Origin of the sequence: Autumnicola tepida, from assembly GCF_031846485.1 — a bacterium.
GTDB lineage: Bacteria > Bacteroidota > Bacteroidia > Flavobacteriales > Flavobacteriaceae > Autumnicola > Autumnicola tepida.
In genome coordinates this window covers 49,697-63,152 of the sequence record NZ_JAVRHQ010000013.1, presented here as the reverse complement: position 1 = coordinate 63,152, position 13,456 = coordinate 49,697, and the positions used below count along the sequence as shown (strand labels likewise).

11 protein-coding genes are annotated in these 13,456 nt (G+C 40.6%); 8 read left to right on the top strand and 3 right to left on the bottom strand.

Features of this window, described 5'->3' with window-relative positions:
* Window positions 1-1,275 carry an alginate export family protein gene (locus RM553_RS11650; RefSeq protein WP_311535107.1) on the bottom strand — a complete coding sequence of 425 codons (1,275 nt, stop codon included), beginning with the start codon at window positions 1,273-1,275 and terminating at the stop codon, window positions 1-3.
* A gap of 122 nt (window positions 1,276-1,397) precedes the next feature.
* Between RM553_RS11650 and RM553_RS11645 the strand changes: the two genes are divergently transcribed.
* From RM553_RS11645 to moaA, 8 genes are read left to right on the top strand one after another with little or no spacing between them, the layout of a single operon-like run.
* Window positions 1,398-2,573, top strand: a complete 1,176-nt coding sequence (locus tag RM553_RS11645; protein WP_311535106.1) for a molybdopterin molybdotransferase MoeA — start codon at window positions 1,398-1,400, stop codon at window positions 2,571-2,573.
* 39 nt (window positions 2,574-2,612) lie between these two features.
* On the top strand, window positions 2,613-3,206 hold the full coding sequence (gene mobA, locus RM553_RS11640) for a molybdenum cofactor guanylyltransferase (protein WP_311535105.1): 594 nt from the start codon (window positions 2,613-2,615) through the stop codon (window positions 3,204-3,206).
* Entirely contained in the window at window positions 3,190-3,990 is an 801-nt protein-coding gene (gene cobA, locus RM553_RS11635; RefSeq protein ID WP_311535104.1) for a uroporphyrinogen-III C-methyltransferase, read from the top strand. Before mobA ends, cobA begins: the two co-directional genes overlap by 17 nt.
* Window positions 3,991-4,014: 24 nt before the next feature.
* A complete protein-coding gene (locus tag RM553_RS11630) occupies window positions 4,015-4,251 on the top strand; it encodes a MoaD/ThiS family protein (RefSeq protein WP_311535103.1) in 237 nt (78 codons plus the stop codon).
* Window positions 4,211-5,314 (top strand): ThiF family adenylyltransferase, encoded by a 1,104-nt coding sequence (locus tag RM553_RS11625; RefSeq protein WP_311535102.1) that lies wholly within the window; start codon window positions 4,211-4,213, stop codon window positions 5,312-5,314. The genes RM553_RS11630 and RM553_RS11625 overlap by 41 nt, the downstream gene beginning before the upstream one ends.
* The gene (locus tag RM553_RS11620; RefSeq protein WP_311535101.1) at window positions 5,286-5,726 is read left to right on the top strand and encodes a molybdenum cofactor biosynthesis protein MoaE; all 441 of its coding nucleotides are present in this window, start codon (window positions 5,286-5,288) and stop codon (window positions 5,724-5,726) included. Before RM553_RS11625 ends, RM553_RS11620 begins: the two co-directional genes overlap by 29 nt.
* Complete coding sequence (gene moaCB, locus RM553_RS11615) at window positions 5,727-6,641, top strand: bifunctional molybdenum cofactor biosynthesis protein MoaC/MoaB (protein ID WP_311535100.1); 915 nt, start codon at window positions 5,727-5,729, stop codon at window positions 6,639-6,641.
* A complete protein-coding gene (gene moaA, locus RM553_RS11610) occupies window positions 6,634-7,641 on the top strand; it encodes a GTP 3',8-cyclase MoaA (RefSeq protein ID WP_311535099.1) in 1,008 nt (335 codons plus the stop codon). The genes moaCB and moaA overlap by 8 nt, the downstream gene beginning before the upstream one ends.
* Before the next feature lie 740 nt (window positions 7,642-8,381).
* On the opposite strand, the gene RM553_RS11605 is transcribed toward moaA, so the two are convergent.
* The gene (locus tag RM553_RS11605; protein WP_311535098.1) at window positions 8,382-9,824 is read right to left on the bottom strand and encodes a rubredoxin; all 1,443 of its coding nucleotides are present in this window, start codon (window positions 9,822-9,824) and stop codon (window positions 8,382-8,384) included.
* On the bottom strand, window positions 9,821-13,342 hold the full coding sequence (locus RM553_RS11600) for a molybdopterin-dependent oxidoreductase (protein ID WP_311535097.1): 3,522 nt from the start codon (window positions 13,340-13,342) through the stop codon (window positions 9,821-9,823). Before RM553_RS11600 ends, RM553_RS11605 begins: the two co-directional genes overlap by 4 nt.
* Window positions 13,343-13,456 lie beyond the last annotated feature (114 nt).

The following is a 13,456-nucleotide window of genomic DNA, read 5'->3' as shown; positions in this document are numbered from 1 at the left end:
TTATTTATCTGAAAAATGATGTTTTAAGAGTACAGGATTAATGATAAGCTGTATCCATGCCCAGTTATTGGTATTATCAGTGCTCCTCCCTGCCTTGATAAGGCTCATACTTTCTGAAGCAAACATATGGGAATATCCAATATTCATTTGCACATCCTGCATGATCTTTTGGGTATACACCGCATCCAATTCAGTTCCCAGGTATCGGTCTGCATTTTCAATTAATTCAGCATTTGAAGAAAAATAATGGCCTTTAAGAAGCAAAGAAGATTTTTCACCGGTTCTAAAAACAATCTTTCCATAAAAATCATTTAAACCAACGCTATTTGCATGATTTCCTACGTAGAAATAATCCATAAATCCATTAAACTTATGATTGGTCCCATACAAGGGGAAAAAAGAATGGTTTTCTCCTGTAGCGTTTTGGCCTGTTCCACTTAAAATTTCCATTCCCATACCAAAAAGCGTCTTTTGAGGTTTATAAGAAGCATCTAAGGCAAACTGGTAGGCGCTTAAATCCCGGGAAGGAGAGGCTTTGCCAAATTGATAATATGCGCTTCCTGAAAATTTTAAATCCTTTAGTGGAAATTCAAAATAGGTTCCCGCCGTCTGCCGGTTGTAAACCCCGTCTGCCAGTTCATTATTCTCATCCAGAAATTGCTGAAAGCCATTATTGAGGAACAATAAACTTAAAGCCGAATTTTGCCAGTTTTTGCTGAAGTGTACATATTGCATGGTTTTATAGCTAAAAAACCCTGAAATTGTATAAAGTGTGCCCAATTGCCGTTGGTTTTCCTGGCTGTAAGCAAATCCAAGATCTATTTGAAGCCCTTCCCTGCGATATTTAAGCAAAGCGGCATCATGGAATCTCCCCTGCATTGCCCAATCCAGCCCGCCAAAAATCCGCTGATCGTCATAAGATATTACTTGCCTGCCCAATTTGGCAAACCAGTGTTCACTTAATTGCACTTTGGCCCATGCCTGGAACAAAGAAAAGGAATCATTGGCATCATAATCCAGGATTTGCCGTGTATCTCCCCAGGTACTTACGTCCTGCAGACTTAGAAAAACCTGCAGCCTTTCTGCTGAATATCCCAAATTAAGGCGTGATCGCTGTACTACAAAGGCTGCAGGATCTGCATCATCAGGAAAAAGGTTTCCAAACCCATGCCGGTATTCAAAACGGGGCCTTAGATCTACATCTATAGAAAAGTTCTGGGAATTTGCTGTTGTTACAAGAAAAAACAGGAATAGGAAATAATAGTTATTTTTCATGGTTGGAAGTTTAGATGAAGGTCAAAAATATCAAAATCCCTCAAAACTAAGTATAATTACTTAATTTTATTTTTATATTTAAGTACTAATACGGTATATTTGAAAAACAGAAGACGGTATATATGATTCCTGTAAAAGAAGCCTTGGCATTGATAGCACAATGGACACCCCGCCTAAAGATCATTGAAACCGATCTTATGGACGGAATAGATATGGTACTGGCTAAGGATGTTTATTCCCCCCTTAATATGCCTCCATTCCGGCAATCTGCCATGGATGGTTATGCAATTAAATGGAGCAACAAAGAGAATTATAAAATTATTGGAGAGTCAAAAGCCGGAGATAATAGGCAATTTCAACTTAATGAAGGAGAAGCGGTACGCATATTCACCGGGGCCATGGTTCCAAAAAATGCCGATACTGTTGTTATCCAGGAACACGTAGAAGAAGCTTCTGAAAGAATACGTATTAAAAAAATGCCTGCCAAAGGAGCCAATATTCGGGAAGAAGGAGAGCAGATACTTAAGGGGGTAAAGGTTTTAGAGAAAGGAAGCCAGGTAAATGAGGCTTCTATAGGCCTGCTTGCCGGCCTTGGTCTTAAACAAATAAAGATTTTTAAACCTCCTGAAATTGGGCTAATGGTAACAGGAAATGAACTACAACAACTGGATGAGCCACTTGCGCCTGGAAAAATATATGAAAGTAATTCCCTTATGCTAAAGGTAGCTTTAAAAAGGAACAATTTCCCGAAGGTAAAATTTTACCAGGCAAAAGATAATGCCAAAGAAACTGCCAGACTTATAAAAGAAGCTTTAGCAAATAACGATGTATTATTGATTTCAGGAGGTATTTCTGTTGGGAAATATGATTTTGTACAACAGGCACTTCTGTCTAACGGAGTAAAGGAAATTTTTTATAAAGTTAATCAGAAACCGGGAAAACCATTATGGTTTGGAACCAAAGGTGAAAAGAGGATTTTTGCCCTGCCAGGCAATCCTGCCTCCAGCCTTATATGTTTTTACCTATATGTTCTACCTGAACTTATGAGACAGAAAGGTTGGACACCCGGCCTTAACACAGGCAGGGGAAAACTTGATAAAAGCCTTAAGAACAATACTGGTAAAAGCTTATTCCTGGTTGCTCAGGTTGCTGGGGGCGCAGTTCACATTTTAGACGAGCAAAATTCGGCTAATTTGTTAGGTTTTACACGAGCTAATGCGCTGGTTCATATTCCGGAAAACATGAGTCGTGTTAAAGAAAATGAAACCATTGAATATCTGGATCTTGATTATAATTAGAAAGATCATTCTCTTTTTCAACAGTAATAATATTGGATTATGATCAATAAAAATACCATCAGCGCCTTCGTGCTTTGTGGCGGTAAAAGCAGCAGGATGGGGACAGAGAAAGGCTTTGTTAATTATAAAGGAAACAGTTTTATAGAATGGAGCATAAAGGCTATTGAACCATTTACCAGCAATATTAAACTGGTTACAGGAAATAAGGATTATGAGCAATTCCCATATCCTTTACTGAAAGATGACATTGAGGAAAAAGGCCCTGCCGGCGCAATTTTTACCGCGTTAAAAACAAATACCTCTGATTGGAATCTTTTCCTGAGCTGCGATATGCCAGGAATTTTGCCCTGGATTATAGAATATCTAATCACAAATGCAGATCCACAGGCATCAGTATCGTTTTTAAATGAAGCCGGAAGAGATTATCCTCTTGCCGGACTATATCATCAAAAATGCCTTCCGGTTTTTTCTGAAGCAATTAAAAAAGGAAACCTGCGCTTAATGAAGATATTGGAAAAAGTTGATTTTAAGCGGGTTGAGATGCCTGCTTCTCAAAAGAGATTTTTGAATAATGTGAATACAAAAGAAGAATTAGAACATTTAATAAATACACAACATGAAGATTCCCTCTAACATAAATCCAAAAGTGACACTTGTAGGCGCAGGTCCCGGCGATCCTGAATTATTAACTTTAAAAGCAGTCAAAGCTCTAAATAATGCCAAAGCCGTTCTTTATGATGCGCTGGTAAATGAAGAAATTCTTGAACATGCGCCGCATGCGGTAAAATTGTTTGTAGGAAAGCGCAAAGGCTGCCATGCTTATATGCAGGAGCAAATAAATGAACTTTTAGTGGCTTATGCCCAGCGTTATGGAAATGTGGTAAGGCTAAAAGGCGGCGATCCTTTTGTTTTTGGCCGTGGCCGCGAAGAAATGAATTACCTTTCTAAAGCGGGCATTCCTTCTGAAGTGATGCCGGGGATATCCTCGGCACTTTCTGTCCCTGCAAGTCTTGGAATTCCCGTGACTCATCGTAAGGTTGCGGAAAGTTTTTGGGTAATTACAGGAACTACTTCAAATCATCAGTTATCTGAAGATGTAAAACTTGCCGCCAAATCCAATGCCACGGTAATCATTTTAATGGGAATTAAAAAACTTGCTGAAATAGCTGAAGTTTTCCGCAGAAATGGAAAAGGCAATACTGCAGTGGCCATTATTCAGAATGGTACAAGAAAAGATCAGCGTAGCATTACAGGCAATATTTCGAATATTGCGGAAAAGCTGGCACAACAAAAAATATCCTCACCCGCTATTATTGTTATTGGTGAAGTTGTAAATACGGTGGCAGGAAATCCGGCAACATTTTTGGAAGATGAATTTATTTATCAGAACTTGGATATTGCCACGATTTCTGCGTAAATTAAAACCTGAAAAAGAAAAAGAATGATTTCAATCAAATATTTTGGCGCTGTTGCTGAAGCTACCAAGCGGCCATCAGAAAACCTGGAGCTTAAAAGTTCCAGCCTGGAAGATGTACTTAAAGAGCTTCACCTTAAGTATAACCTTAAAAACATTCCCGTTAAACTTGCCCTTAACCAGGAAATAATTAATTCTACTGAAGGAGTCCAGGTAAAGAAAAATGATGAACTGGCGGTTTTACCGCCATTTGCAGGAGGTTAATATGGAAAGATATTCCAAACAGACAAACCTGAAAGAAATAGGACTTACAGGACAGCAAAAATTAAAAGATGCCAAAGTACTGGTAGTGGGCGCGGGCGGACTTGGTTGTGCTGTACTCCCCTATCTTGCTTCCGGCGGAATTGGAACAATCGGGGTTATTGACGGGGACAAAGTTGAAGAGAGTAACCTTCCCAGGCAGGTGCTTTATTCCGAAGAAGCTGTAGGAAATTATAAAGTAAAAGAAGCCGCCGCACGAATACATCAGTCAAATTCAGCAGTGAAAATTGCAGTTTTCGATGAATTTCTTACTGCAAAAAATGCCTTGGAAATTATAGCTGACTACGATCTTATAGTTGACGCTACGGATGCTTTACCGGTGCGGTACCTTATTAATGATGCCTGCGTACTTAAAGAAAAACCTTTTGTTTACGCATCGGTTTATAAGTTTGAAGGCCAGGTTTCGGTTTTTAATTATAAGGGCGGCCCCACCTATCGTTGTCTATTTGACGATGAAAACCAGAATGTGCAGAATTGTGAAGAAGCAGGAGTTTTGGGAACAACAGTTGGCCTTATTGGAATGCTTCAGGCGAATGAAGTGATGAAAATCATTTTAGGTGCTGGCGAAGTACTTTCAGGAAAGTTGTTGATTTATGACATGCTGAATAACAGTCAGCATAATTTCAGATTTAAAAAGAACGAAAATATTAAGATTGATGCGGAATTTTTTCAGCGGAAACATTTAAGCAGGTTTCAGCAGGAAACCGGTTTTCGGGAAGCTGTTTCTGAAGCAAAAATTTTACTGGATGTGAGGGAAGCCCATGAACAACCCCAGCTGGACTTGCCTAACCTGGTGCAGCTGCCGCTTTCGAAATTAGCAGAAAATGCGCACCGGCTAAATAAAGATGATGAAATAAGAATTTTCTGCCAGAGCGGGATTAGAAGTTTAAAAGCGCTGGAAATCCTAAAAAATAAAGGCTTCAGCAACCTTAAAAGCATTAAAGGAGGCGTAAATGCCTTCTACAAAGAAATAAAGAATGAAGAAAAAGAAGAACGTGTTTATTGACGGGGCAATTTCCGCAGATTTTATTGCGGAATCCATTGCCAAACATCAGACTAAAACCAATATAGGCGCACATAATATTTTCCTGGGCCAGGTACGGGCAGATGAAGTGGAAGGAAATAAAGTTACCGCTATAGAATATACCACTTACCACGAAATGGCCGAGAAAAAACTGGAAGAAATCAGGGAAAAAGCCTTCGAAAAATACGAGCTTACCTGTATGCATATTTACCACAGCCTGGGAACCATTAAAGCAGGCGAAATTTGCTTTTTTGTATTTATTTCTTCAAAAAGGCGCAAACAGGTATATGCCGCCACAGAAGAACTGGTGAATTTAGTAAAGGAGGAAGTGCCCATTTTTGGGAAAGAGATTTTTGAAAATGAAGAACACCAATGGAAGGTTAACACGCATTAAATGGTAGACATTACCCACAAAATTAAAACGCTGCGCACGGCAGTTGCCGAAGCTTTTGTACAGGTAAGCAAACAGGAAACCATCGATGCCATTAAAAATAAAACCGTACCTAAAGGCGATGTGTTGGAAATGGCAAAAACCGCCGGCCTTTTTGCTGTAAAAAATACTCACAATACCATTCCCGATTGCCATCCTTTGCCCGTGGAATTTACTTTGGTTAACTATGAAATTGAAGATCTAAAGATCAGGATTATTTTTACCGTAAAAACCGTTTATAAAACAGGAGTTGAAGTGGAAGCCATGCACGGCGCCTCGGTTGTTGCGCTTACCATGTATGATATGCTGAAACCTATCGACAAAAAGATCGAAATTCAGAATATCCGGCTGGTGGAGAAAAAAGGCGGAAAAAGCAGTTTTGGCAATCAGAGTAGAAACCTGAAGGCCAGCGTTATTGTTTGTTCCGATTCTATTTCTGAAGGAAAAAAAGAAGACCGTGCCGGGAAGGCAATTATTGAAAAACTGAAGAAAAGCGATGTAACTATACATTCCTACGAAATAATTCCGGATGAGCTTGAAATAATAAGGAATAAAGCCTTGGAATATGCTGAAAGTTGTAACCTTGTAATCTTTACAGGAGGAACAGGATTATCCTTTCGGGATGTAACCCCGGAAGCCCTGGAACCTATCCTGGAAAGGAGAATTCCGGGAATTGAAGAGGCAATTAGAAGTTATGGGCAGGAAAGGATGCCCTACGCGATGCTCTCCCGAAGTGTGGCGGGCACTATAGGCAATACGCTGCTGTTGGCATTGCCGGGATCCACTAAAGGAGCCAGCGAATCTATGGATGCTGTATTTCCTCATTTACTGCATATCTTTAAAATTTTAAGGGGGGCAAAACACGATGATAATGACTAAGACGACGAAGATATTACAGGATTCATTTGGACGGGAACATAATTACCTGCGCATTTCGCTTATCGAAAAATGCAATTTAAGGTGCGCCTATTGTATGCCGGCTGATGGCGTTCCGCTCACTCCAAAAAGTCAGTTAATGACGGCTGAAGAGATTTTTGAAATTGCAAAGACATTTGTGGCCCAGGGAGTGGATAAAATACGTCTTACCGGCGGGGAACCTTTGGTAAGAAAAGATTTTGCTGAAATTTTAAAAAACCTTGCTACACTACCGGTAAAGCTTTCCATTACCACCAACGCAGTGCTTACCGATAGGTTTATTGAAGATTTCAAGAAGTATGGATTAAATGATATAAACGTAAGCCTGGATACGCTGCTTCCGGAAAAGTTTAAGATGATTACCCGGCGGGACCAGTTTAAAAAAGCCTATGATAATATTCAGCTGCTTATAAAGGAAGGTTTTAATGTGAAAATCAACGCGGTTTTGATGCAGGATTTTAATAAAGATGAAATTGTGGATTTTGTGCTGTTCACCAAGAACCTGCCAATCACTGTACGATTTATCGAATTTATGCCATTTGACGGTAACCGCTGGAACAGGTCTAAACTGGTAACCGAAAAGGAAATTCTGGAGCAGGTGGAAAATTTCTTCGGAAGTAAATATTTACAAAAACTGGAGGACGAACAAAATTTTACCTCCCGTAATTATAAAATTGAAGGTTTTGAGGGCAGATTTGGAATTATAAGTTCGGTTAGTAATCCTTTTTGTGATGGTTGTAACCGTATAAGACTCACCGCAAATGGTAAGATTAAAAACTGTCTTTTTTCCAACCACGAAACAGATGTGTTGGGCGCGCTTCGGGAAGGGCAAAACCTGGAGGAATTAATCTCCAATTCTCTCTTTAAAAAGAAAGCCGTTCGCGCAGGTATGGACAATTTCGAAAAATTGAACGACCCTGAGAGGCATACCAAAAACAGGAGTATGATTACGATTGGGGGGTAAAGTTGATTCTTTAGAATGCATAAAGTTTAATACCTACAAGGTCTTAAAGACCTTGCAGGATCAAACCCAGTTTCCTGCAAGGTTTGTAAAACCTTGTAGGTCCTGCAATCCAAAATAAAACTAGAGGATAAAATAAAAAATTTATTAAACCGACTATCCCCGAGGCAAACCGTAGATGTATTTCGCCCGTTTCATTTTGGCCTCGGGCAAAAAACCGAAATTTTGTATTATCCCTCATCCGGAACTGCGAAAAGCAATTCCGACCTCTCCCCAGCGAGAGGTTAAGCGGGACCCGAGGTTCAAGCCGCCGGGGAATTTTGTAAATAAAATAACCTTGGCAAATAGCATTATCTTGAATAGCGGTAATTAATTCCCTTTCCCTTCAAATACACTTTTAAAAACTTCAATTACGACATGCCGGGACTAAAGCCAATATTGCTGTTAGTCTCTAAAGGTAGAAATACCAAATAATAAAAAATATTACAGCGACTATACCTACAAGGTCTTAAAGACCTTGCAGGATCAAACTCCCTTTCCTGCAAGGTTTGTAAAACCTTGGAGGTCTGCTGCAACTAGCAAATACGCTCACAGCGGATTGATGAATATTAAAAATGAAAAAGCATCAACTAATCAGCAGTGGTAGCTGTTAGTTCTTTTTTTCTTTTTTAAAATGGAACCTGAGTTACTGGTTTAAATTCCTTCCTTCAGCACAAATTACAAAACCTTCAGTTATAGTAAAATTAGTCTACCTGCCTGGTAAAAGTTTTGCTGATAAAATGGGACTTTGGGGCATCACAAACCGCACAAGTATACTCTTCAGCTAAATCCTTAAAAGCAACTCCGGGTGGAATTTCCTGTGTTTCATCCCCATAAGTTTCATCATATACCGTAAAACATTCGCGGCATTGATAAACCTGGGTTTCCACAATTTCTTTACGGCGATTTTCAGTTGTTTCCTCTTCTTTTTTATTACCCAGTTGTTCAAAATACATCTGGCTAAGTTCCATCAACAAACGGGGCAGTTCTACCTGGTCCACATCCTGAACATGGGTGATATATTCCCGGGTATTAGGATCAAAGTTTTTAGCGTAAAGCAAATTGTAAGTATCACGAATTTCAAATTTGCTCAGGTGCCCGGGAGTGGCATTTTTTTCTATAACCACAGACGTAAAATAATAAACCCGGCGGGTGTAATTGGCAATTCCGAAGGTTAGGCCGTAAGTGCTTATGTCGTTCTGGTCAAAATTGGCGACCAGGTATTTCTTAAGTTTCAGGGCCTCTTCGTTATCCACAGGCAAATGCCAGTTAAGTTCCAGCATAGAATGCCTTACATTTATCCCAAATTTACCAAGCAGCTTTTCCCACTGAAGTTTGGATTCTGCAGGAATTCCTTTCACTATAAAAGATTTCCAGGGAGTGATACAAATCCGGCCAATTTTGGATTCGGCGCAAAGGTCGCACATCGCTTTTAAGAATTCCAGGTCATATTTATTGTTTCTCCAATATAGCCCCAGCCAGTATTTGCCGGTAATTGTGCGGTTCATCCCCTCGTAATAAGGAAAAGGATAAAAAGGTACCTGCAAAGGTTTATCAACAGTGCGGTTTTCTGTCTCTACGGCATCGCTTACCAGGTCAAAGATCATTTCTACATCCTGGGGTTCCTCCTGAAGGATATTTTCTATAGCCTGCCCGGTTTTACCTATATCCCAGCTATAGATTAAGGCGGGATACATTTCGGCTTTGTCCCAATTGGGCAACCTTACATATAAGTACCAGTAATCTTCATGTTCTGAAGCAATAAAATTCAGGTGTCCGGTAAAAAGTGGTACAAGCCGCTGCTTGGGTTCGGTAATATTTATCTTCAGGGAAGGCTCGTACCTTATCTGTTCCAGGATATAAAGGTAACGGTCGCCGGTAATCCATGAGGTGGTTGGGAAAATATCTGTTGAAACATACGAGGAAACGATGTTTTCTATAGGCTCTGCCAGCGATTTAACAATACGCAGATTTTCAAACCTGCTCAATTCCTCTTCGTTTAAATGTTCCGGAAAAAGAATGTCCTGCCGGGAGCCGAAAGAAATGGTTTTTAAACCTGCCTTTTCTGCAGCATCTGCAATTTGCTTTAATTCTGCGGGAGAAAGCACTCCTCCTTTTATCAATATTCGTGGAAGGTTCTTTCTCATACCAGTTCTTTTGAAGTATTTAAAATTTCACGCACTTCGGTTTTGCAACTTCCGCAGCCAAGACCGGCTCCTGTTTGGTTGGAAAGTTCAGTGAAATTGGCACAACCGCCGGCAATAGCTTGCTCTATATTCCCGGCGCCCACCTGGCTACAGGAACAAACCAATTTCCCCACCACAGGTTTGGCGTTGCCCGAACTCCGGAGTAATTGTTCCCGTTTATCAGACAACTCTATTTTACTTTCAATCAGATTTTTGAATTCGGCAAATTCATTTTTATCGCCCATCAGCACCGCGCCTACAAGTAAATCGTCTTTTACAATACACTTTTTGTAGTAACGCTTCCGCAGATCTGTAAATATAATCTCCTCATAATTTTCATCATTTTCAGGAACATTTATTTCACCAATACTGCATACATCAAGATCGTTAAACTTCAGGATATTCATTAAAACAGAACCTCTGTAGGTACTGCTCACATCTCCTGCCATAAAATTTGCAAGAATTGCGGCCTGTTCTTCTGCCGCAGAAGTTATTCCGAAGAGCTGATTTTTAAATTCGGCAATTTCACCCAAAGCAAAAATATCTGGATTTGAGGATTGCATATGCTGATTTACTTTAACCCCGCGCCCGCAAACGACACCACTTTCTTTGGCAATTTCTATGTTGGGGCGCGTTCCTATTGCATATACAATGGCATGTGCCGAAAGATTCTTGCCACTTTTAAGGCTAATATTTAATTCCGCCGATTCTTCATCATTAAAAACCGTGCTTACCTCATTATCAAAATAAATCTGGATGCCCCTTTCCTGCACATCCTGCGCAAGCAGCTTACTTGAAGTAAGGTCCAGCTGCCGTTCCATTAACCGTGAAGAACGCTGCACAATGGTGACCTTCACATGTTTTTGTTTTAGTGCCGCAGCGAGTTCCAATCCCAGCAGGCCGCCGCCAACAATCACCACATGCTGTTGTGAAGGCGGTAATTTTGTATTTTCCAGGTAAGCCTTAAAACTATCGGCATCTTCCTTACTTCTCATGGTAAACCTGCCCGGAAGGTGCAATTGCGCATCTTTTGGAGCAAAGGCACGGCTGCCGGTGGCAAGAATAAGCTTATCGAAAGTATGAAAATTGCCATGATTATCTGTAACCGTTTTTTCTTCGGAATCTATTTTAGTAATAAAGCTGTTCCCATGCAGGCTTATGCGCAGCTTCTTTAGTTCTTTCTCTTTGATCTTTAAAAGCTGTTCCCAGCTCAGTTCTTCGGTGATATATTCCGGAAGCAAAACCCTGTTATAAAACGGATGGATTTCTTTTGAAAAAACATGCAGCTCATCACTGCTGTTATGCTCGCGATAATTCTGAATAAACCTGAAAGCAGCCGCCCCTGCCCCAATAATGATGATTTTTTCCTGTTGCTTTTTATATTTTGAAACTGCTACTGAAGTAAACTTAAAATCGGGTTCTTTTGAAACAGGGTCAACCAAAGTATTTGTCAGGTTATTTGCCCTGTTCAGATCGTTTTTTAACTGTTTTCCCCAATGCATAGGCAGAAAAACCACTCCTTTTCGCACATTTTCGGTAACTTTTGCCCTCACCCTAACAACTCCATTCGGGCTCCTTATTTCAGCAACATCCCCGTTTTTAATACCACTAAGGTAAGCGTCCACAAGATGAATTTCCAGCACCGGATCTGGATAATGGGTTTTTAACCGGGCAACTTTCCCGGTTCTGGTCATAGTATGCCACTGGTCCCTCACCCTTCCGGTAGTTAATATCAGTGGAAATTCCCCTGAAGGTTTAGGTGACTGATTTTCGATACTCTGCGGAACATTGAAAATGGCCTTTTTTGAAGGGGTATAAAATTGTTTATCCTCAAATAACCTGGCCGTACCGGAATGCCGGTATTCATTTACCGGCCATTGAAATGTACCCTCGCTTTTAAGCCTATCATAATTTAAATAGGAAATATCTATGTTAGTGCCTGCCGTCATGGCGGCATATTCATTATAAATTTCTGCGGTACTGGCATAATTGAAACCACGGAAGCCCATTTTTTTGGCGAAATCACAAAGAATTTCCACATCTGGCTTTGCTTCACCCGGCGCATGAACCTCTTTGTTTAAATAAGAAATGCGCCTTTCAGAATTGGTCATGGTACCTTCTTTTTCCAGCCAGCCTGCTGCAGGCAATACCAAATCGGCATAAGGCAGGGTATCAGATTTATGCGAGATATCCTGTACTACCACAAATTTGGCATTTTTCAGGGCCTTTTCAGCTTTCCTGGCATTTGGAAGACTCACCACGGGATTTGTACATACAATCCAAACGGCCTTCAGCTTTCCTTCTTCCAAAGCATCAAACATTTCTGTTGCCGTATAACCAGGTTTGGGAGAAATTTTATCTACTCCCCAAAACTGCGCAATTTCCTTACGGTGTTCAGGATTGGCAAGATCTTTATGCGCGGCAAGTAAATTGGCCATTCCGCCCACTTCACGCCCGCCCATGGCATTAGGCTGACCGGTTAGGGAAAAAGGGCCACAACCGGGTTTCCCCACCTGCCCCGTAACCAGAGATAAATTCAGTAAAGAGAAATTTTTATCAGAGCCTATAACGCTTTGATTGAGCCCCATGGCCCACATACTTATAAAAGCTTTGGAACGGCCTATAATATTCGCCGCTTTTTTAATATCTGCGGAAGGGACTCCGCAGAGTTTAGAAGCTTCATTTAAAGACATGGAAAGCACCTTATCTTTATATTCTTTAAAACCTTCAGTATGATTTTTTATAAAATTCTTGTCTATAAATCCTTTTTTCAGCAATTGCCTGCCTATGGCATTGTACAGAATTACATCTGTTCCTGGAATAAGCTGAAGGTGTAAATCGGCAAAATTAGCCGAATCGGTTTTACGGGGATCGGCAACAATAATTTTCACATTGGGATTTTCTTCCTTATGCTTTTCCAGCCGCCTGAAGAGAATAGGATGGCACCACGCGGGGTTTGCCCCGGCAATAAGGAAAGCATCGGCCAGTTCAATATCATCATAACAACCCGGCACAGAATCTTCTCCAAAAGTTTTTTTATAGCCAACAACCGCCGAGCTCATACAAAGCCTGGAATTGGTGTCGATATTGTTGGTTCCAAGGAAACCCTTGGTAAGTTTGTTGGCGATATAATATTCTTCAGTAAGGCATTGCCCGGAAACATAAAATCCAACGCTATCGGGTCCATGTTTCCTGATAATAGATTTAAAAACCCCGGCTGCTCTCTCCATCGCGGCGTCCCAGCTTACCCGTTCGCGGGGATGGGAGCGGCTCCAGCGCATTTCAGGATAAAGTATCCTGTCTGAAGTGTCATTAACCACATAATGCAGGTTCATCCCTTTGGAACAAAGCATACCTTTATTAACAGGATGATCTTTGTCCCCTTCAACAGTTACCCGGTTGCGGACATCTTTTTTCACCACCACTCCACATCCAACTCCACAGTATGAACAGGTACTTTTCACTTCTTTTTCCAGCATATGCCGAATATTTAATTACAAATTTGGCTTTTTTAAGCACATAAGAAAAGCGCCGGCTTCATTATTATGAAATCACCAAAAAAGCACTTTTCATTTTCTATTTTTCCTGATTTT

Bases quoted from the DNA above. Each gene is read 5' to 3' on its own strand.
- RM553_RS11645 (WP_311535106.1), top strand. From the start codon at position 1,398: ATGATTCCTGTAAAAGAAGCCTTGGCATTGATAGCACAATGGACACCC.
- moaA (WP_311535099.1), top strand. From the start codon at position 6,634: ATGACTAAGACGACGAAGATATTACAGGATTCATTTGGACGGGAACAT.
- RM553_RS11625 (WP_311535102.1), top strand. From the start codon at position 4,211: ATGATGAACTGGCGGTTTTACCGCCATTTGCAGGAGGTTAATATGGAA.
- RM553_RS11620 (WP_311535101.1), top strand. From the start codon at position 5,286: ATGAAGAAAAAGAAGAACGTGTTTATTGACGGGGCAATTTCCGCAGAT.
- RM553_RS11600 (WP_311535097.1), bottom strand. From the start codon at position 13,342: ATGCTGGAAAAAGAAGTGAAAAGTACCTGTTCATACTGTGGAGTTGGA.
- RM553_RS11605 (WP_311535098.1), bottom strand. From the start codon at position 9,824: ATGAGAAAGAACCTTCCACGAATATTGATAAAAGGAGGAGTGCTTTCT.
- cobA (WP_311535104.1), top strand. From the start codon at position 3,190: ATGAAGATTCCCTCTAACATAAATCCAAAAGTGACACTTGTAGGCGCA.
- mobA (WP_311535105.1), top strand. From the start codon at position 2,613: ATGATCAATAAAAATACCATCAGCGCCTTCGTGCTTTGTGGCGGTAAA.
- RM553_RS11650 (WP_311535107.1), bottom strand. From the start codon at position 1,275: ATGAAAAATAACTATTATTTCCTATTCCTGTTTTTTCTTGTAACAACA.
- moaCB (WP_311535100.1), top strand. From the start codon at position 5,727: ATGGTAGACATTACCCACAAAATTAAAACGCTGCGCACGGCAGTTGCC.
- RM553_RS11630 (WP_311535103.1), top strand. From the start codon at position 4,015: ATGATTTCAATCAAATATTTTGGCGCTGTTGCTGAAGCTACCAAGCGG.